Genomic DNA, 19,801 nt, shown 5'->3' on the forward strand with positions numbered 1-19,801 from the left:
GACCCGGCGTTGATGGAAACAATTCTAGTTACATGGCTGTCTAAGGTCAAGAGGGGCAAAATAATGAGAGTGAAAAAAAATAAGACACGTGATTTTGTGTTGCTTATGTCCGTTTGGGCCATGGCTACTAATGGCCTTTGGGCACAGCGAGAATCACTCGATAAATTTCAAACTAGTCTCAAACAAGAATCAACAATGCAAGCTGTTGAGTTAGATTTGCAAGAGATATTGGCGAAAGCAATTGAAAACAACATTAATTTGCAGATTGCTAAGTCAAATAGTCAAGAAGCGAAATGGAAATATTGGGAACGTATTTCTGATGCCTTACCTGATGTGGAATTGAATGCAACGAAGCGAAATCGAGATGGTACTTTTTTCCTCAATACTAATTTTCAAAATGGAATTGATGAGACGACTTCAACGGCTGGTGTGAGATTGAATTATCGTGCCTTTAATGGAGGAACTACTAGCTTCCTTGCTTGGGCAGAAAAGTTTTACCGTAAGTCAAGCCAGAACCTTGAACAAGCAGAATATAACAAACTTATCTATGATTCAATCCGTCTCTACTACGAGCTTATAAAGGCACAAGTAGCGCTTAATAGTAATGAAAAGGCTCTTAAGAATGCTGAGTCTAACCATGACCTTGCCAAAAAGTTTTTTAATGCAGGTACTGGTACCAAGTTTGATTTAGTGCAAGCTGAAGCTCGGGTTGCGCGCAAAGAACAAGAACTCATAGAACAAATTGCTGAATTCAGAAAAGCAGGGATTGAACTAGCCAATCACATTAATGCCCCACTTGAGACTTCTTATAAAACAGCTGTGAAAGAAATTGCAAAATTGGAATTGATAGAAGAAAATATAAGTGCTAAGGATTTCTTGGACACGGCTTTTAAACAAAATCCAAGTATCAAAAGTGCAATGCAATTGCGCGAGGGCGCGCTCAAGGAGGGACTTGCCAAGGCTGGTGATTACCTGCCTAAAGTAGATGTCTATGCTGAGATGGCTGGTACCGGCGAGACTTGGGATAATATGTTTGGTTTGACGACACTTGGTTTTGAGGCGAGATATGACATTGGTGATGGACTTGGACTTACTGCAGTCGCTGACACCATGCAGTCACGCGCCAAAGTGAAACGTGCCAAGCTGGAATATCAAAAGGAGCTACAAGGAATTGAAAGAAGTCTTAGATTGAGTTTCTTGGATTTCCATAAATCCAAATCTATTGTCAAAGCAGCCCAAAAAGAACAGGAAGCTTCAACAGAAGCTCTGAGACTCGCTAAGTTGCGATACGAAAACGGTATAGATGTTTTTGCTAGATTGATTGAAAAAGAATCAGAACTTACAGCCGCTGAACTTAATTTGATCACTAGTGTCGCTGATTATAATTTGACCCAAGCTAAATTAGCTTATGATATGGGCACAATTAGTTCAGCAGCGCTGCAAAAACAATTGGGTTCTGAACGATCGAATTTAAAGGCTTCTAACTAATAGATGAACAAGAAGAACCACAAACTTGAATCACTGGAACTGCTTGAAAGCACTGATTCAGGCTATCCTGAGTTGGAGCAAGACTATAACAGTAACAAGAATTATTTTGGATTTTTGGTACTGCTGGTTAATGGCAAATATCAACAGCTCAATGATTTGTTGATGGAAAATCCTCATCAGGTTGATACTGTTAAATGCAAAGCCTTATTTCTATTGAATTTAATTCTCAATAAACAAAAGATCGTTCCAATGCATATCTCTATTCGCAAAGCTAGACCTGAGTTAATTGATGATGTGAGTTATGAAATGATTGAACTTTATAAAGACTTGCGCAATTTGATTGAATTTCCTGAGATTGATTTTTACCAACAGATAGAAGTCTTGCCTAATTTGGCAATATACTTCTCTGATTATTTATTGAATGAGGTGTCATTGCATGCTGAGCATAGCGAGGCGTGGCAATCTAGATTAGAAGAAATAATTTCTAACGATGAGAATTTTGTTAAATTGATAGATGATAATTTAAGAGCTCAACAATATAGATTGCGCGCTCAGTATTATAGGCGTTTAGATCAAATGGACAAAGCAGAAACTGAGCTGGTAAAATATCGTAAGAACTTCAATCCTAGTCCGGATTATACGCTAGACAAGCTTGCTACCACCAAGGCATTCCCTTCTGCTGCAATACTTGATAATTTAGCAACTATTTATAAAGAAGTTGCTGAAGTTCAAGAAGAGGTGTTATTGCGTTCCGGGATTTATCAGGACACTTGTTTTTATTATCAATGTAGTGATTGTTGTAAGAAGGATTTTCCTTCTGTCTCGCTTACTGAGTTTTTGTTTATCAAAAATAGTTTGAGTGATGATGAGCTTGTTAGGTTTAAAACAAGAGCAGCAAAAATACAAGAAGCTCATGTCAAAGAACATGGAGAGCCACTCAAGATTGTTGATCAAATTACTAGTGCCAAAGAAAATCCACACGAGATGAAATTCACTTGTCCCTTTCTTGATGAGCATGACTCTTGCGAGATTCATACACTAAGACCACTAGCATGTAGGTCTTTTGGTCTGGCGACGATCAATAATAAAGATGTGCAAGCATGCAAGCTCTATTTGAAGCAATATCAAGCCAACTCTAGTCATAGAGGAGAAAGACCAGTCTACGACTCGCGAGAGACAACAGCGATGATTGGTGGCAGTAACACCAGGCTCGCTCAAGAACATGGTTTCAAGGAGATGAAACAACCGGTGGGGACTTTGGTTGCCTGGTTGACTAATTCCTAACAGCAAAAGCCAAACCATCCTGGATCGTTACAATACAAGAATCAAAATCTGGATGCGCAGCTAGTTTATCGTTAAAGTCTCTAATAGCTTGGGTTTGCTTGTCATCAACACTAGGGTCAACGACCTTACCAGACCAAAGACAATTGTCTACCAGTAAGAGTCCGCCACTGGGAAGCAATTGAGCAGCGAGGTCTAAGTAGTTAGAATAATTAGCTTTGTCGGCATCAATAAAAATCATTTCAAAGATTTTGCCTTCGTCAATCATGCGCTGCATGATATCGATGCCTGAGCCATGATGAATCACGCAAGTATCTTCTAAGCCAGCTTGCTTGAAGTGATCTTCTAAGATCCTGCATTGCTCTGAAGAGACTTCGATGCAGTGTAATTTGCACGACGATGTTAGAGCGCGCGCCAGCCACACAGAGCTATAACCATAGTAACTACCGACTTCTAGCACATTACTAGGTTTCAATAATTTAACTAGAAGCCCTAAGAACTTGCCTTGATCTGGCCCAATATTCATCATTGGTCCACCGCCAGCTTCTTGATTTTTTAAAATAGTTTTGAGTAAATCATCTTCTTGTGCGAAGCGTTCACTAATATATTCAACTACTACATTGCGTTCGTCAGACATTATTTATTTCTTGCGTGGCAGGAGCCCGAGTTTACGTTCGAGTTCTTTTTCTTTTTTGAGGGCTAGTGACCACATGTTGGCAACCTCTTCCTCGGCAAAACGTTCAGCTTCCAGTAAGAAATCTCTAAGTGATTTAATTGGCATTTGTTCAATGACTTGTTTGAGCTGGTGCACTATGTTAACCTCGTGTTCAGTGGCTTCCTGATTGACAGCGTGGTTCATGTTCTCCCTGACTGTGTCATCAACGTCTTCTACTTGTGACCTACCGCGTTTGATTTTAATGATCTGTGTAATTAGTTTATAAATTTCTTGGAGTAGTAGAGGTGACTTGGCGATGTTTGGATTATTGATTGCCATTAAGAGTTGTACTAATTGTGGATTAGATTTAAGCATTAAAAATGCAGCTCGGTTATTAACTAACCAAGAAGCAAATACTTGCGGACTTGTTACTAAATTACTGAGTTGAGGCTTAGTTGGTACATGAGTATCTGCCAAGTCTTTGCTTACCAAGTTTGCTTGATTTCTTGTTGCTTGCTGGCGATAGCCAACAAATTCATCACCAAGATCTTTAACGATTGGTTTGAAAATAGCTTCTAGCTCTGTGCCACTCTTAGATTGTGTTTCAGGTCTGCGAAGTTGCTCGAATGCTTTGGCGTTTTGTTCTTGGGTTCTTTCTGAAGCGCCACTCTTGACAAAGTCAAGAAAGAAGTTTTTGATATCCGTTAAACTTGATGCCTGTCCTGTTCCAACAAATTTGCGGATCATTTTAAATGCCATGAACTCTGGTACATTAAGTCTTGAAGCTAAATACCTTGCAAGAATCCCAAGATCTTTATCACCGATATTGCCTGATAAATTTCCTGAATTAGCCGTCATCCTAGCTCGAGCAAATCTTGCTTGCGCCAAATTAGAACTTGGATTATTAAGTTCTGTTTTAAGTGCAGCAATATTTGGATTTTGCGTTAATTCACTCATATTGACATATTCCAGATTCTTGGGCCAAAGCATCTTTCTTGATGATGCTTTATCATCGCGCCAGCCTGTATTACGTATAATAATAGCAGTTTTAGTACTAAATTTTACTAATATTAGTGGAAAATACCTATATTATCTCAAATAAACCCCAAAAATACTGTAATAAGGGGTTGCAAAATACAGTAAAACTGTTGTAATTTGCTTATATAGCCAGGTGTTGGCTTATATAAGCAAAGGAGATTTAACCAATGAATAAAGGTGAATTAGTATCAAAAATCGCAGAAGATGGCGACTTAACTCAAAAACAAGTAGATCTAGTAGTAACAGCGTTATTAGATGAAATTAAAGACCAGGTTGCACACGGGACCAAGATTACATTAACAGGATTCGGTACTTTCCAAAAGAGAGACAGAAAAGGTAGAATCGGTAGAAACCCAAGAACAGGAGAAGAGATTAAAATCCCTGCGTCAAGCGTTCCTGCATTCTCTGCTGGTAAACAATTCAAAGATACAGTTAAAGCTGCGTAGTTGAACTGAATTACAAATATATATAAAAAACCACACTTTAGGGTGTGGTTTTTTAATGCCTTATTAACTTAAATTGACTTTAATGGGAAATGGGTCTAGGACCAATTAAACCTGTTAGGGACAATGCCTTACCGCCCTTGCAGCAAAATCCAACTGAAGCTGCTGCAAGCAGTGGAAATCACATTGTGTCTGGCAATGGAGCTGCTGGTCAAGTAGCTAAACTTCAAGCCCCTACTATTCCAGATCGTGATCTTGAGATCTTGTCTCAAAAGCGAGATCGTATTTGGAATAAATGGCAAGAGTTTAGGTCTTCCATTCCTGAAACAACAAGGCAAGCTGATGATCACAGAAAACTAGAACTTAAAACCGAAATTGCAGCATTTGCTGAAGAGCTGAAGAAAAAGGGCTTGATAGATTCTTTGTTAGGGGTTGGTACTTTTGGTTCGGTTTTTAAGCTTAGCTCAGGTTCTCATTCTGTTGCAATGAAGTTTTTTATGACCGATTCTTGTGATAGTGTTGACGGGGCTAAGAAGAATCTCTGTCAACTTGAGAAAGATGAGTTAGCTCGAGTAGATCAGGTTTTAGATCTAAGGCGCCAAGAGTTACAGCAGCCAAACAGATTTGCTTTTGTACAAAGAGAAATCCTTTTGCCACAAGCTCAATCAGAACCTGGTTTAAATTCACTGGTAACTAATATTATGCCTGGATCTAATATTATTACGGATGTTTTTGAACTGGATAAGTCAGAAATAAACTCTGATTATTTGATAAGGGGTTTGAGTGATGAATATTTGCTTGAGTATATTGATTGTATCAAGACTTTGTCAAAAGCTGGAATTGATTTGAAGGATACTGCACGTAGTCAGAACTCTCATTATGATAAAAGACGTTTGTATTTATTTGATTTTATTGGAACAGTTGAGAATGATGCTACTAGTGCAAGGTTAGAGCTGGGGAGAGAAAAACCTATTACTAGAGCTTTATATACTCTAATGACAAGTGTACAGTTACATGAACTTGATCAAGTTTTTTATATGGATAAGCATAGAGAAAAAATGGACTTGCAGTTACAGAAATTGGGTTCAAGTTTGACTGACAATAGAGAACAAAGATTTGCTCAATTACAAAGGGTTTTAGTAAAAGCTCAGGAGCAAGGTATTGTGCAAGCTGCTGAGATTAGCGATGCTGTTGCTGAACTCAAAAGGATTCAAAGATTGGAGATGAATGATCAATTGAAATATTTTATTTTCCCACTTACTGATGAAGGTAATAATTATTTAGAGAATATAGCAGCGGCAGTAACAGCTTAATAAATTGAGGCAAAATCCTTTGCACGCGAGTCTTAAGAAGCTTATGCACAAAACAATTTATCCGAAAAATGCCTGGAGGCGTTCTATAGCTTGAAAGTAAATTCTGCGTTGCGTGGCAGAATTTACTTTCAAAAAATGTGACCAAGTCTTGTGTTTAACGTCGCCGAAGCCATTTTTCGGGAAATTCGTTTTGTGCATAAGCTTTAAGCAGTAAACCTGAGATGGTGATTACCTCAAGTTATTGAGCTTTTACTAACGGCAGAAGGGACTGGTTTAAGATAAACGTACAGCTGATTTGCTTAAGATTTTACATATCTTTATAAAACACCAAAGAGTACAATAGTTTTTATAGTAAAATTATATAGTTAAGCTATGAAAGAATTATTTAGAACCGGCGGCAAGATTACAGAAATCACAATCAGAGATGAAATGAAACAGAGTTTCATTGACTATGCGATGTCTGTCATCGTGAGTCGTGCGCTTCCTGATGTTCGTGATGGTTTGAAGCCGGTGCACAGACGTATACTTTACGCGATGCATGATATGGGAATGTATCCAGACAAAGCCTTTAAGAAATGTGCACGTATTGTTGGAGAGGTTCTTGGTAAGTACCACCCGCATGGCGATACTGCTGTTTATGATTCTTTAGTTAGATTGGCTCAGCCTTTTAGTTCACGTTACACACTTGTGAGTGGTCACGGTAACTTTGGTTCGCTTGATGATGGACCAGCAGCGATGCGTTATACCGAGGCGAAACTAGACAAAGTTTCAGTAGATTTCCTTACTGATATTGAATCAGAGACGGTTGATTTCGTAGACAACTTTGATGGTTCGCTCAAAGAGCCCAAAGTATTGCCTTCTAAAATTCCAGGACTATTGGTTAATGGTTCTACTGGTATTGCTGTTGGTATGGCAACAAATATTCCACCGCATAATTTAACAGAAGTGATGAATGGAGTAATTGCTTTAATTGATAATCCTGAGATTGAGTTTAAAGAAATGAACAAGATCATCAAGGGTCCTGATTTTCCTTCTGGTTGTACTATTCTTGGTACCAACGGTATTGTTGACGCGTTCACTACTGGTAAAGGTGGTATTAAACAAAAAGCAACTTATACTATTGAAGAAATTAGCAAAGGTAAAAGCTCGTCACAGACAGCAATTGTGATTACGGAGTTACCTTACTTAGTGGGCGCGGAAGCGTTTATTACTAAGGTCGCAGAGTTAGTTAAGAATGAAAGAATTACTGGAATTGCAGATGCCAACGATGAATCTGGACGTGATGGTAGACGTATTGTGATCAAACTCAAGCGTGATGCTAATCCACAGGTTGTCGCAAATAATTTACTTAAATATACACAGCTACAACAAAACTTCTCAACCAATATGGTTGCGCTGGTTAATGGTAAGCCAAGACAACTTACTTTGATGCAGATATTAAAGGAGTTTGTCGAGTTTAGAGTTGAAGTTGTTACTCGCAAGGCGCAGTTTGACTTGAAGAAAGCAGAAGCTCGTCACCATATCGTTGAAGGTTTATTAATTGCCATTGGTGATATTGATGCTGTTATTAAGCTAATCAAAAAATCTGCAAATACTGAAGAAGCTCGTGAAGGTTTGATGCAGAAATTCAAGCTTTCTGAGAAGCAAGCAAGCGCGATACTTGACATGCAGCTAAGACGCCTTACTGGACTGGAATTAGAGAAGCTTGAGAAAGAGAAAAAAGAACTTGAGAAAACAATCAAATCTCTTATTCGTCTTCTTGCAAGTCGTAAGTTGATTCTTGATCAAGTGAAAATACAATCAGAAGAAGTAATTAAAAATCATGGCGATGAACGTAAGACCCAGATTGCCAGAGGTACTGGTGATGATATGTCTATGGAAGATTTGATTGCCGATGAGAAGATGGCTATCTTTATTACTAAGCAGGGTTACGTTAAACGTATTCCGTTGATTACTTTTGAACGCCAGCGTCGTGCTACTAAGGGCAAAGGCGGCATTAAGACAAGAGATGAAGATGATTTATTACATTTCTTTGTAACTTCGATGCATGATACTTTATTGTTCTTTACGGACAAAGGACAGGTATACAGTACCAAGGTTTACGATTTGCCAGAGGGCTCAAGACAAGCTAAGGGACAGGCTTTGGTCAACTTTATTAGTGTTAAGTCTGAGGATGAAATCACAGCTGTGATTCCAACTCGTGATTTTGATGAAGGTACTTATCTGAGTATGTTGACTAAGCAAGGTACCGTGAAGAAAACTAGTCTTGCTGATTTTGCCACTGTACGTAAGTCTGGTATCATCGCAATCGGTTTAGAGAAGGGTGATGCTTTGAATTGGGTTCGTATCTCTGATGGTACGAAGAGTTTTATTCTTGGAACTAGAGATGGTATGGTGATCCGTTATTCAGAATCTGAAGTAAGATCAATGGGTAGAGTAGCCAAAGGCGTTAAAGCCATGACTTTGCGTAAGGGTGATGAGCTTGTAGGTTTTGATATTGTTGATTCAGAGAATGAAGACACTAACCTACTTGTGATTACTAATGATGGTTTTGGTAAACGTATCAAGATTGGTGAGTTTAGAGTACAAGGGCGTGGTGGATTAGGTCTTATTGGTACTAAATTCAAGACTCCTAAGTCTAAACTAGCAACTATTAGAGTAGTAAGTCCTGATGATGAGTTTATAATTGCAACTTCCAATGGTGTTGTTGTAAGACAAAGAACAGGTGACATTAGTTTCCAAAGTCGTATGGCGACAGGTTCAAGAATTATCAAACTTGGTGATGACGATGAAGTAGTATCTATCAATCCAATCATTGACCCAGAGAATGATGAGCAAGTTATGTCCGCTGCTGAGATTGAGGCTGAGGGTTCTGAGCAATTAGTGCTTACTGCAAGTACTAAGGAAGTTGAATTGCCACCTGATGAAGAGCCGCTTGAAGAGCTTGATTAACTAGGCTACAGGTGCTGGAATAAGAGATTCATTCTCAACGATTTTTTCTCTTGCTTGAGAGTCCAATGACGACATGTGAACCCTTAGCTTATGGTTTGGTGAGAAGCTGAAGTTGACGGCATAGAATGAGAATCCCTATAAGATTTTATACTAGAAGTTGGAAAGTGCCTGAAAACAAGTAAATATATGCTAAGCTATCATGTTAATGCACCCCGCCACTACAGTTGCTACCAGTCCAGTATTGATAGGTCCAGCCGCAAGGCTTGAATCATTCGACGATGTTTTCAAAGCTGAACTTCAATACTACAGACAAAGATTAGATCTCACAGCAATGGACAATCCCTATAGGATCTTAAATATTGCTTGCGGGCAAGACCCTGGCATACACGGAATTGTCGATTTTTTTACAAATTAAAAAAACTTGGCAAGTTCAACTAAAATTGAATACAAAGGCTTGGATCAAGATGATTCAAGTTTTTGGTATTCGATAGTACAAAGACACAGAGCTTCAAAAAAAATATCTATTGAGTATCAAAAGAGAGACTGCACTAATCCAAACTATTTCAGAAATGAAGACAATGATATTTTATTCTTCCAGCACCCTGCAAATCTTTTAGACCCACTCACCTTTACAAGAATTTTTGCTAATGGATTTCGTACACTAAAACCTGGTGGAATAGTTATCGCAAGTTTTCATGATGAACAAGAGAGATCAGCTTTTATAAAGTCAATAGAACCATACCCAAACATTGAGATTCTAGCAAATGAAGCAGCGCCTAAAGAAATATATTCTCGTTTACCCCGTGATGTTTTCACTTTGTTTTCACAGATAGTAATTTTAAAGAAAAATAACGGGGATCAGGTCTCCACAATTCCAGATTTATACTAGCACCTGAAACAGGGTCGCATCCGCAAAAAGCACGCTTTGATTAAGAACTAGCCCTAATTAACCATTCTGCACCAATACTTCATTATAGTTAAACTAGACGTAAAGCCTTTACCAGCCGAGGAATCTCAGCAACTGCATAAAGCGGTACACTCAAAATCCCATCTTTAAAATCCAAACGATTAGTTGAAATTCGCAAGCCTATAGGACAATCAAAATTGTCCATGAAATACTTGAGACTTTTGAGTCTACCTCGATGACTAGACTTAACTTCAACTGGAATTTGTTTAGAGCCTACTGAAATTAAATAATCAATTTCTGCAGCATTACTTTTATCCTCTCGCTCCCAATAGAATAATTTTTGATCCTGCAGAGCTGAAGTAGTTGCGAGTAATTCTTGTCCAACAAATTGTTCAGCTAAGGCTCCAGCAGCAATAGAGTGAAGATCTTTAGTCAAGATGATGTCTTCACTAAGCCCTAAAATATTTTGCATCAAACCAATATCAAGCATGATTGCTTTAAAGTGCTTGTCTGAAGCACCTGCTTCAAATGGTAAACCAGTACCATTAGCACGTTTGATTTTATGAGCAACTTTAGCTTTGACCAACAGTTCCAAAGCCTCTTTAATATTAGTCGATTTGGTGTCAGGATTAATTCTAGAATAAACAAACTTGTTACTCACAAGTTTTGGCAAGCCTTGCAGCACTTCTTCTAAATACTTAGCTTGAGCTCTTTGGGAATACTTCCCAAAATCGTCTTTATAGCTGGTAAGTAGTGAATCTTGCAGGCTTAGTAATTTAGTGATATTGACTTGATTAATATAGGCATGAATAATTTCTGGCATACCGCCAAGGTAAAAAAACTGCTTTAGTTCTTCATTGATAACTGAATCAATACTGGCTTGATACTCATCCTCAAGCGATAGTAATTGAATCCATTCAACCATGGAAGATTTACCGATAGCTTCTAAATATTCATAAAAACTCATTGGATAAAGATACATGTACTGCACTCTGCCAACAGGTACACTAATCTGTTCTGACTCCAAAGTAAAATCTAATAATGAGCCTGCACTGATCACATGCAGGTCAGGCATCTCCTCATAAAAATATCTAAGACTAACTATTGCTTGCGGACATTGTTGAATCTCATCAAGAAACAAAAGTGTTTTGGATGGAATAATTTTTTGAGATAAAGTAATTTGAATTGCGTTAATAATTTTTTGTGGATCATTAGTATTAAAAATATCCTTGAGTTCAGGCCTCCTTTCAAAATTAATCTCTACAAAATTAGCAAAGTTGTTCTTAGCAAAATTTCTGATGATATATGACTTGCCAACCTGCCTAGCCCCGCGAAGTATCACTGGTTTGTGTTGTTTTGACAGAAACCACTGCTTAAGCTCTTGTTCTATTTTACGTCGCATAGCATAATTATACCCACAGATTTGGACAAAATCAATCTAAATATATGGGTATATTTGGGTTATTCTTGAAAAAACTAGCATTTTTCAGTGATATACTGGATTCCGTTAGATGAACAAGCAAATCACAATAGCTATAGACGCCATGGGCGGAGATTATGCGCCAGAGGAGATTATCAAGGGAGCCATTATGGCTGCCCGTGAGCTTGGCGTTAAAATCATTCTTACCGGAAAGAAACAGCAAGTAGAAAAAGTCCTGCATGAGAATGGCGGTTGCTGCTTAGCTATAGAAGTTATTGACGCGCCTGAAGACATTACCATGGATGAAAAAAATCCAGCACGTGCTGTCAAGCGTGCTGTCAATTCCAGTGTAGTCGTTGCAAATAGATTAGTAGCTGAAGGTAAGGCCGATGCTGTGATTGCAGCTGGTCATACTGGAGCTGCTACTGCTGCTTCTTTGTTTGGACTTGGACGCATTGAAGGTTTTGAGAGACCTTGCATTTGTACTGTGATTCCAACCACTCTGTCTAAGATGTTACTCATTGATGGTGGTTCTAATATAGAATCTACTCCTGAGCAAATGCGCCAGTCAGCAATTATTGGAGATATTCTGGCCAAGATAGTTCTGAAGAGACCAAGTCCTACAGTGGGTTTACTGAATGTAGGCGGGGAGCCTGGTAAGGGTACTGATAGATATAAAGAAGCTTATGAATTATTAGACAATGAATCTCGAATTAATTTTATTGGTAATGTTGAAGGTAAAACAATTATTGATGATATTTGTGATATTGCGGTCTGTGATGGTTTTACGGGCAATATTCATCTTAAGTCACTTGAAGGTGGACTTAAGATGATGATCTCTGCTTTGCAACATCAAATCAAAGCTACTGGTCCTCTTGAAATGCTTGGCGGTTTATTACTTAAGCTCTCAGGAGCTTTTGATAGGATCAAGGATCAATTTCATCCCAACTCATTTGGTGGAGCTTTACTCGGTGGCTTGAACGGGATCTCAATTATTTCTCATGGTAGTTCTAATGCTGAAGCAATTAAGAATGCTTGCAAGCATGCAAAGTTGTTGGTGGAGAATGATGTGATTGAGGCTGTTAAGGCTGAATTTTAAGCTTAGTTATAATAGTCTCAGCAAATACTAAACGAATTTTACCGCTCGACAGAATTGAAAAACAAGCATTTTCTTCGAAAATGAATTTTGAATGTTTTTCTGCTTACCCTCGCGGACAAAATTGTTTAGCTATTTGCTTTTGAAAACACTGGTGAGATAAGTTAAGGACGATGGTTAAAACTTAATACCCTTATCTGCCATCCGCTTAAACGCTTCTTGAATCCTAGGCACATTGGTTGTCATAGCAATACGGAAAAAGCCTTCGCCAGAATCGCCAAAAGCATTCCCTGGAGAGACGACTATGCCGCATTCATCAAGTAGTTTTTCGCAAAAAGCAGCTGCAGAGCTTTCACTGCGCGGAATAGGAGCCCAAACAAACATAGTTGATTTTGGTCCTTGTATCTCCCAACCTAAAGATCTAAGACCCTCAAGTATTGCTTGGCGTCTTGGTTCATAAATATCTTGGTTGCGTTTGGTGATATCAGCTTGAGGAATTTGAAATCCTCTAATACCCGCTTTTTGGATGGCTTTGAAGACACCGGAGTCAACATTGGTTTTGACTTGAGCTAATGCTTGAATCGCTTGTTGATTACCAAGTACCCAACCTAATCTCCAACCAGTCATGTTGTAACTCTTAGAGAAAGAATGAAACTCAATTGCAATATCTTCGGCGCCTATAGCGTTAAAGATAGAAGGAGAAGTATAGCCCTCAAAATATATTTCTGAATATGCCATGTCATGAGCTAACAAGATATTGTGTTTTTTACAAAAATCTACAGCTGCTTGGAAAAACTCAACTGGAGCAGTTGCGCTTGTTGGGTTGTTTGGGTAATTAATAAACATCACTTTGGCTTTGGCAGCAATATCTTTTGGGATAGCATCAAGATCAGGCAAGAAATTATTCTTAGCTAGTAGTGGCATTTTGTATGGAGTACCGCCAGCAAAGATAGTCCCAGTGTTGTATACAGGGTAGCCAGGATCTGGAATCAAAGTATAATCACCAGGATCAACGAAAGCCAAAAATAAATTATGAATAGATTCCTTAGAGCCAACGGTTGAAAGGCATTGAGTTACTGGATCAAACTCTTGAACCCCAAATCGCTCAGCTGTCCATTTGCAAGCTGCTTTGCGAAAATCTAAAGTACCAGTGTATGGCGGGTAGTCATGAGTACTCGCATCATCAATTGCAATGTGCATCTCATCGATTACAGCTTGCATAGTTGGCTGATCAGGGTCACCTATGCCCATGTTGATTACATCAACACCTTTGGCTTTGGCTTCTGCTTTTTTTTGATCTATTCTTGCAAAAAGATAAGGAGGAATTAAATCCAATCTCTTTGATGTGCCTAGTTCTGTTTTTTCTGCTGTGTCTGTCATAACTATCGAATTTTATCATCTCAGGGGTCGTTTGACCCCATTGAAGGGTTTTTATTGATTTGATTTTAGAAATTAAATCTGAAAACCCTTGTTATAATTGGATTTTATTGAAATGCTCAGAGGTTAAATGACCCCTTTCATTTTTAGTTATGGTTTTGTAAGATAGCTGGAAAGGAGAAGAGAGTGAAAAGTTTGCCTGAATCATTATTGTATGGGACAAGATTGATATTTCTTGCAGCAATCACCTTAATGACACCATGGTGTTCTATTCTGCTTGAAGTGGTTAGACAAGACTATGTTTATCATGGCTTAAGTAGTATATTTTGGGGTTTTATATCGATAGTTTCATTTATTGGTGGTTTTAAACTAATGATGTATAATCATGAATATATTGTTTCAAAGGAGTTTGAATATGGAGTTAGGTATTGAGTTTTGGATAGGAATATCTCTGACTTTGTTCATGTTTGTAATGTTAGTAGTAGTTCTACCTTTGAAACTCGGGATGAAAGAGCTAGTCTTGGCTTTTTGGGGCTTAAAACCCTTTAAGCATCATGAGTACAAGCCACCACAGACTCTCACCAAGGACTAAACCAGCCCCCATGCTATCTCCATTGTGCCCTTTGAGTTTAAAAGCAAGCCATTTATAAATAAACCAAGTTGCGATCATCCAGGGAATGATAATCAAGTCTAATTGAATTAATTTGTCTAAGCTAATTGCTACTTGACTGATATAAATAATGGCAGCAAGTTTGATCCAAACCAGATTGACAATGATATCAATCACGGGTTCTTGATACTTCTTAAATATAGCTAATGAGCTATTTGATTTGACTTTGACTTGAAAGAGAATTGCAAGCACCATCATCAAGCGAGAAATTGCCGGCACTAATAAAACCAATAAAGCAATTTGATTATTCGTGTAATCAAGCTGGGCTAGAGCAACGACTTGAACAATCAGTGCAAGACTGCCAGCCATTGAGCCGAAAGCACCAACACGACTGTCTTTCATTACTTCAAGAATATCTTTGCGATTAGTTTTGCCGCAAGCTATGCCATCAAAACAATCCATTAAACCATCCAGGTGCAAACCGCCAGTGACACAAGTATTGATTAACACAAGTACAACTGCAATAAGCCATGGGTTCATTAAATTAAATTGCAGTGTCAAAGATTCTGGTGCTAGCGCTAATCCCCAGTCAATAAACCAAGGCATGAGTTTGGAGATTTGAGTAATAAACTGATCAAGGTTGAGGCTTAGAGAACTTAAGTACTGTGCAAGATATAAAAAACTCAAATTGAATAAGCCAAGAACTAATCCAGCTAATGAAAAATAAATAATCGATCTAGCAAATTCTTGGTTTTTGATTTTGCCTTTGGGGCAGATTGGCAAGATTGTCAAAAAACTTACCGCTAATCTAATACCTTTGATTAAGTTAAACTCCATTCAGTCTCCTGATCACGGTGATCTTTTATAGAGATGCCTGCTTCAGTCAATGAGTTCCTGATTTTGTCACTTGTTGCAAAATCCTTATTATTGCGAGCAGCGTCTCGCATTTTTAGTAATAATCTGATTATGGCATCTAGCGCACTTGTTATTTTTGGATTATCTTGGTCGGATTTTTGACTTAAGTCAAAACCTAAGACCTCTAAAAGATAGGCGACCGTTTCAGTTGAGTCTTTGTTTTCAAATAATAAGGCAAGTGCTTTGGCGCTGTTTAGATCGTCGTCCATGGCGGCGTTGAATTTAGATACCAAGTCTTTATCATGGGCTTTTGCTTCTGTGCCTTTTATGCTTGATATTAATGATTCAAAACCAGTTTCTGCCGCCTCGAGAGCTTCATGTGAGAAATTAATTTGCTTCTTATAATGAGTACTCAAGCAAAAATATCTAATTGAGTTTGCTTTGTATTTTGCTAGAACATCTTTGATAGTGAAATAATTACCTTCTGATTTTGACATCTTGCTGCCATTGATCATGACCATGCCATTGTGCATCCAATACTTGGCAAGTGGTTTGCCACTAAGGCTTTCTGATTGCGCACACTCATTTTCGTGATGTGGATGAACTAAGTCATCGCCGCCGGCATGAATATCAAGAGTATCTCCTGCTCCGTGTTGTTTTAAGATGGAACGAATCATACTGCTACATTCAAGATGCCAGCCTGGTCTACCAAGTCCCCAAGGAGACTCAAAACTAGAATCGTCATTTGGAAAACTTTTCCACAATGCAAAATCAAGTTGGTCTTCTTTTTTGCTATTAGGGTCTACTCGAGAAAGCCCGTCCCTGAGCTGTTCAAGGTTTTGTCCTTTGAGCTGACCGTAGTTTTGGTGCTTGCTGACTCTAAAATAAACATCATAACCTACCTGCAAATCCCCAACTGCTGCGTTACGCTTGTCCGAACTTCGCAAGCCTTGCATTTGAGAATTTTCAGGCAGGTTCTCTACTTTGTAGGCAAAGCCTTGATCAATCAGCTCTTCAATGAACTTAATCATCTCAGGAAGAAAGTCAGTTGCACGCGGTTCAAAATCTGGCCATGAGACATTAAGAGCTTTCATATCTGCCCAAAACTCTTGAGTATAAATTCTGGATAATTTATCGGCGCTGATTCCTTGTTCTGTTGCACGAGCAACTATTTTGTCATCAATATTGGTGATATTGCGGATCCATTTGGTTTTGTAACCCTTATGATTTAAGTAACGATAAAGTAAATCCCAGTTGATGGTACTACGAGCGTGTCCAATATGTGAAACATCATAGACAGTTGGACCACAACTATATATAAAGACTTGAGGCGCATTTACGGGCTCAAATTCTTCTATCTTGCGGCTTAGATTATTAAAGATGCGCATCACTAGTATTTTAGCAGCTTATGCGAACTATGTATCCATGCTTCTCAAGGACAGTGTTTTGTAAGCCAAACATTTGTTCAGCGTCCTCTCTTTGCATATGATCGTAACCTAATAGATGTAGTAAGCCATGTACAAAAAGCATGACGATTTCTTGTTTGAGCTCGCAATTTCTTTCTGCTGCTTGAGCTTGAGCGATAGAAACACAAATTACTATATCTCCTAAAGCACAATCTTCTGGTTCCAAGTCTTCAGTGTTAGCCAGGTCTTCAAATTTTTCAAGGTCAGAACACAAATTGCCAATAGCATTGAATGACAAAACATCAGTGACTTCATTTTTGTATCTATATAAACGATTGAGCTCTTGAATCTCTTCAGCTTCAACAAAACTAATTACGATTTCGTGCTCTTTGAAATATGGCTTATAACTATCGTCAAGAACGGTATCCGCTAGAAGATTCCATTGAATTGAATCTTCTGGGATTAATTCTGGGTTTTTTGTTCTGTTGGATATGGATACTTTGGCCATCTGAAGTGATTATTCTAGCATGCATGAATAGTCTAGAAACTGTAGCGGCTTTTGTGGTGTTCAAGATCAATGCCTCTGAAGCCCCAAGGGGCGTGTCCGAAGTTTACTGACGTAAACGAGGATTCAGATAAAGCAGCTATTGAGCATTACGAAAGTTGCTACTGGATCATCTCGATGGCGGTTCCAGATATCTTGTCTGCTAATTTATGTACTTGAGTAGCTGCCTGGAAATATCTTTGTGCATCGGTTAAGTAATGAGCTTCGAGTTTTACCCAAGCATTACTTTTTTCTAGTGCTTCATTTACTACGATATTGCCTGAAACGCTGTAGCTAGGAAGTCCACTGGTATCGCTTGATTTGAAATAGATTCCGTCTTTGGCATTTACCAAACCATCTGGATTATTGAATGCAACAACAGATAGTCTATAAAGTGAAACTAGGTTATTGCCGTCTCTTCCGTAGATTACTCCATCTTGTCCAACTTTAATTGAGTCATATCTTCCAAGATATCTGCCGTTGCGTCTATCTATGCCGAGATTCACGTCAGCTACTCCACCGAGAGCTTGTCCTGGTGCATTGATTTGTTGAGCATTGTTAGTATAAGGATTATTGAATGGATCCACGAAGTTAGGATTAACTTGATCGTAGTCAGGGTTGGCTGGGTCAGGACTATTAAGATGTGTAGCAGCTCCTGCTAGAGGAATTGCTTGTAATCTAAAACCTTCTGAAGAAACCATATTACCAGCTCCATCTAAGTGAAAATCACCGAGTCTAGTGTAATAAGTTTTTTGATATTTTGGATCTTGAACAGTGAAAAAACCTCTGCCTTTGATCATCATTTTGCTCCACTCGCCTGGTCTAGGCTCTGCTTTGCCTTGTGTCATTTTGAAACCACCATCATTGATTTCACCACCATTCATAAAATCATTAAATGTCCATCTACGAGCACGATGCCCGTTCATGGTGTAACCAAAAATATTGTTCGATACCACATCCATTAATTCGACTGAATTCATGGTTGCGTTTCTGGATAGGTGTTGTATTCTATTCATTGCCTCTGTTCTCCCCTCTTCTAATTAAGCAGCAGCTTTCGCTTTCGACTTCCTTAATACATCTCCATCAAATACTTGGAATTTATCCAAGCCAATTGATTTTGCGCCAAGTCTATTGGCTAGTTCTGATTCATTAGAAATTAATTGTTCCATCGCTCCTTTGGAACCTATAACTTGGATGCCAACTGATCCTTTATTCATTCTGATAATGAGAGTTTCTAGATCTGCGATCCCTGGTATATCAAGTCTAATGGCTTTGTTGGTTGGATCTTCAATAATTGATGGAGCAAGCTCTTCCCAATTTGCAAGCTGTCTTTTTCTTTCGTTAGAACTATCATTGTAATTCGCTTCTTGCTGAGCAATATTGCCTTCACGCATTGCTTCTGTAATTTGTTTATTGTTGACTTGTCCAACATTGGCGTTTAATGCTTCAGAGTTACCAAATTTGTCTGAAAGTTCTTGAGCCTCTTTTTTAGATTCTTCAGTTGTTTGCGTTTGTAGCATTTCTTTATTGAGTTCTTGATTGCGTAAAGTTTTTAATTGAGTTTCTGCATCTTGATTGAGTGCTTGAGAAAAACCTGGCATAGTAGCTGTTGTTTGTTTTGCTGTAGTGTTTGTCGCTGGATTTTGTTTAAGTACTTGAACATCCTCTTGAATCATTGGTTTTGCTTCTGATCTTGCTTGACCAGCTGATTCGCGCATCATTGCAAGTTCATTGGCGAAACTATTCTGTCCCTTGCCTGCTTTATGGCCGTTGATTAAAGAGTTGGCATTGTTTTGCAATGGCTGTTTGTTTATTTGTTTATGGTCAATTAGTACGCTCACGTATTATTCGTAACAAGTAGGGGTTATGCTTTGGTTAAGGCTATAGTAAAAGGTTGTTTTAAACTTCAATCTCTTCTTGATTTGCATACATATCATTTGCAAACTTCATGGTTACTCTTTCATCAGTGAGTCTCTGCTCTAATCTTGATTCTTCTAAGATATATTCTTCTTCTTGTTTCTCACGTAGTTTCTCAAGAGCTTCTAGTTTCTTTTGAGCTTCTATAAGTTCGTGTTTCTTGTTTTCAAGATCTTGCTCTCGTTGCAAAAGCTCTTTCTGAGCCTGAGCTAGCTTCTTATCAAGGGTTTTGATGACCCTGAGGTAGTTTTCTGCCATTGCATAATTACTTTCAATTAATTCATCATGTTTTTCTTTGAGTTCAAATTTGACACTCTCTACATGTTTTTGAGCTTTGATAAGTTCGGATTGGGCAGCAATCACAGCGAGGCGAGCCTTTTCCAAAGCTTGCCTCCTTATTGTTAATACTCTTTCGAGCCTAAAAGTGAATGCCATTAGGGATATTTTGGCAGAATATCATTAAGTAGAAGTTAAGAAAACACAATAGCCACGGCTATAT

General features: G+C 38.4%; 19 protein-coding genes. 9 read left to right on the forward strand and 10 right to left on the reverse strand.

All coding sequences use genetic code 11. The features are described from left to right. Both O3C63_03425 and O3C63_03430 read left to right on the forward strand, forming a co-directional pair. A partial coding sequence (locus O3C63_03425) for a TolC family protein (protein ID MDA0771975.1) occupies nucleotides 1-1,488 on the forward strand: 1,488 nt, incomplete at its 5' end. Nucleotides 1,489-1,491: 3 nt separating this feature from the next. Beyond that, on the forward strand, nucleotides 1,492-2,772 hold the full coding sequence (locus tag O3C63_03430; protein ID MDA0771976.1) for a YkgJ family cysteine cluster protein: 1,281 nt from the start codon (nucleotides 1,492-1,494) through the stop codon (nucleotides 2,770-2,772). Here the strand turns inward: O3C63_03430 and O3C63_03435 are convergent. Both O3C63_03435 and O3C63_03440 read right to left on the reverse strand, forming a co-directional pair. Continuing rightward, entirely contained in the window at nucleotides 2,762-3,406 is a 645-nt protein-coding gene (locus O3C63_03435; protein MDA0771977.1) for an O-methyltransferase, read from the reverse strand. The genes O3C63_03430 and O3C63_03435 overlap by 11 nt on opposite strands. A 3-nt stretch (nucleotides 3,407-3,409) precedes the next feature. Then, a complete protein-coding gene (locus O3C63_03440) occupies nucleotides 3,410-4,381 on the reverse strand; it encodes a hypothetical protein (GenBank protein MDA0771978.1) in 972 nt (323 codons plus the stop codon). Between the two features lie 248 nt (nucleotides 4,382-4,629). Here O3C63_03440 and O3C63_03445 point away from each other — a divergent pair, with 248 nt between their 5' ends. The 5 genes from O3C63_03445 (at nucleotide 4,630) to O3C63_03465 (ending at nucleotide 10,059) form a co-directional block, all read left to right on the forward strand. Beyond that, nucleotides 4,630-4,908: an HU family DNA-binding protein gene (locus tag O3C63_03445; GenBank protein ID MDA0771979.1), complete on the forward strand. Its 279-nt coding sequence runs from the start codon at nucleotides 4,630-4,632 to the stop codon at nucleotides 4,906-4,908. A gap of 137 nt (nucleotides 4,909-5,045) precedes the next feature. Continuing rightward, nucleotides 5,046-6,218, forward strand: a complete 1,173-nt coding sequence (locus O3C63_03450; protein MDA0771980.1) for a hypothetical protein — start codon at nucleotides 5,046-5,048, stop codon at nucleotides 6,216-6,218. Between the two features lie 372 nt (nucleotides 6,219-6,590). Continuing rightward, the gene (gyrA, locus tag O3C63_03455) at nucleotides 6,591-9,170 is read left to right on the forward strand and encodes a DNA gyrase subunit A (protein MDA0771981.1); all 2,580 of its coding nucleotides are present in this window, start codon (nucleotides 6,591-6,593) and stop codon (nucleotides 9,168-9,170) included. 205 nt (nucleotides 9,171-9,375) lie between these two features. Next, nucleotides 9,376-9,585 carry a hypothetical protein gene (locus tag O3C63_03460; GenBank protein ID MDA0771982.1) on the forward strand — a complete coding sequence of 70 codons (210 nt, stop codon included), beginning with the start codon at nucleotides 9,376-9,378 and terminating at the stop codon, nucleotides 9,583-9,585. A 6-nt stretch (nucleotides 9,586-9,591) separates the two neighbouring features. Next, nucleotides 9,592-10,059: a hypothetical protein gene (locus O3C63_03465; protein MDA0771983.1), complete on the forward strand. Its 468-nt coding sequence runs from the start codon at nucleotides 9,592-9,594 to the stop codon at nucleotides 10,057-10,059. 88 nt (nucleotides 10,060-10,147) lie between these two features. On the opposite strand, the gene O3C63_03470 is transcribed toward O3C63_03465, so the two are convergent. After that, on the reverse strand, nucleotides 10,148-11,479 hold the full coding sequence (locus O3C63_03470; protein MDA0771984.1) for an AAA family ATPase: 1,332 nt from the start codon (nucleotides 11,477-11,479) through the stop codon (nucleotides 10,148-10,150). Between the two features lie 109 nt (nucleotides 11,480-11,588). On the opposite strand from O3C63_03470, the gene plsX reads away from it, so the two are divergent. After that, complete coding sequence (plsX, locus tag O3C63_03475) at nucleotides 11,589-12,596, forward strand: phosphate acyltransferase PlsX (GenBank protein ID MDA0771985.1); 1,008 nt, start codon at nucleotides 11,589-11,591, stop codon at nucleotides 12,594-12,596. A gap of 174 nt (nucleotides 12,597-12,770) precedes the next feature. Here plsX and O3C63_03480 read toward each other — a convergent pair whose 3' ends face one another. Beyond that, entirely contained in the window at nucleotides 12,771-13,973 is a 1,203-nt protein-coding gene (locus O3C63_03480) for an LL-diaminopimelate aminotransferase (GenBank protein ID MDA0771986.1), read from the reverse strand. Between the two features lie 183 nt (nucleotides 13,974-14,156). Between O3C63_03480 and O3C63_03485 the strand changes: the two genes are divergently transcribed. After that, nucleotides 14,157-14,402 (forward strand): hypothetical protein, encoded by a 246-nt coding sequence (locus O3C63_03485; protein MDA0771987.1) that lies wholly within the window; start codon nucleotides 14,157-14,159, stop codon nucleotides 14,400-14,402. 103 nt (nucleotides 14,403-14,505) lie between these two features. Here O3C63_03485 and O3C63_03490 read toward each other — a convergent pair whose 3' ends face one another. The 6 genes from O3C63_03490 to fliJ all read right to left on the reverse strand — a co-directional run bounded on the left by O3C63_03490 (nucleotide 14,506) and on the right by fliJ (nucleotide 19,737). Next, nucleotides 14,506-15,417 carry an adenosylcobinamide-GDP ribazoletransferase gene (locus tag O3C63_03490; GenBank protein ID MDA0771988.1) on the reverse strand — a complete coding sequence of 304 codons (912 nt, stop codon included), beginning with the start codon at nucleotides 15,415-15,417 and terminating at the stop codon, nucleotides 14,506-14,508. Next, the gene (locus O3C63_03495) at nucleotides 15,402-16,823 is read right to left on the reverse strand and encodes a cysteine--tRNA ligase (GenBank protein ID MDA0771989.1); all 1,422 of its coding nucleotides are present in this window, start codon (nucleotides 16,821-16,823) and stop codon (nucleotides 15,402-15,404) included. The genes O3C63_03490 and O3C63_03495 overlap by 16 nt, the downstream gene beginning before the upstream one ends. Nucleotides 16,824-16,833: 10 nt before the next feature. Beyond that, nucleotides 16,834-17,349 carry an rRNA maturation RNase YbeY gene (ybeY, locus tag O3C63_03500; protein ID MDA0771990.1) on the reverse strand — a complete coding sequence of 172 codons (516 nt, stop codon included), beginning with the start codon at nucleotides 17,347-17,349 and terminating at the stop codon, nucleotides 16,834-16,836. A gap of 158 nt (nucleotides 17,350-17,507) precedes the next feature. Further along, nucleotides 17,508-18,401: a hypothetical protein gene (locus O3C63_03505; GenBank protein MDA0771991.1), complete on the reverse strand. Its 894-nt coding sequence runs from the start codon at nucleotides 18,399-18,401 to the stop codon at nucleotides 17,508-17,510. Nucleotides 18,402-18,425: 24 nt separating this feature from the next. Beyond that, nucleotides 18,426-19,226: a hypothetical protein gene (locus O3C63_03510; GenBank protein MDA0771992.1), complete on the reverse strand. Its 801-nt coding sequence runs from the start codon at nucleotides 19,224-19,226 to the stop codon at nucleotides 18,426-18,428. A gap of 58 nt (nucleotides 19,227-19,284) precedes the next feature. Beyond that, nucleotides 19,285-19,737 (reverse strand): flagellar export protein FliJ, encoded by a 453-nt coding sequence (fliJ, locus tag O3C63_03515; protein MDA0771993.1) that lies wholly within the window; start codon nucleotides 19,735-19,737, stop codon nucleotides 19,285-19,287. Nucleotides 19,738-19,801: the final 64 nt, after the last annotated feature.

The organism is Cyanobacteriota bacterium (genome assembly GCA_027618255.1).
Taxonomy (GTDB): domain Bacteria; phylum Cyanobacteriota; class Vampirovibrionia; order LMEP-6097; family LMEP-6097; genus JABHOV01.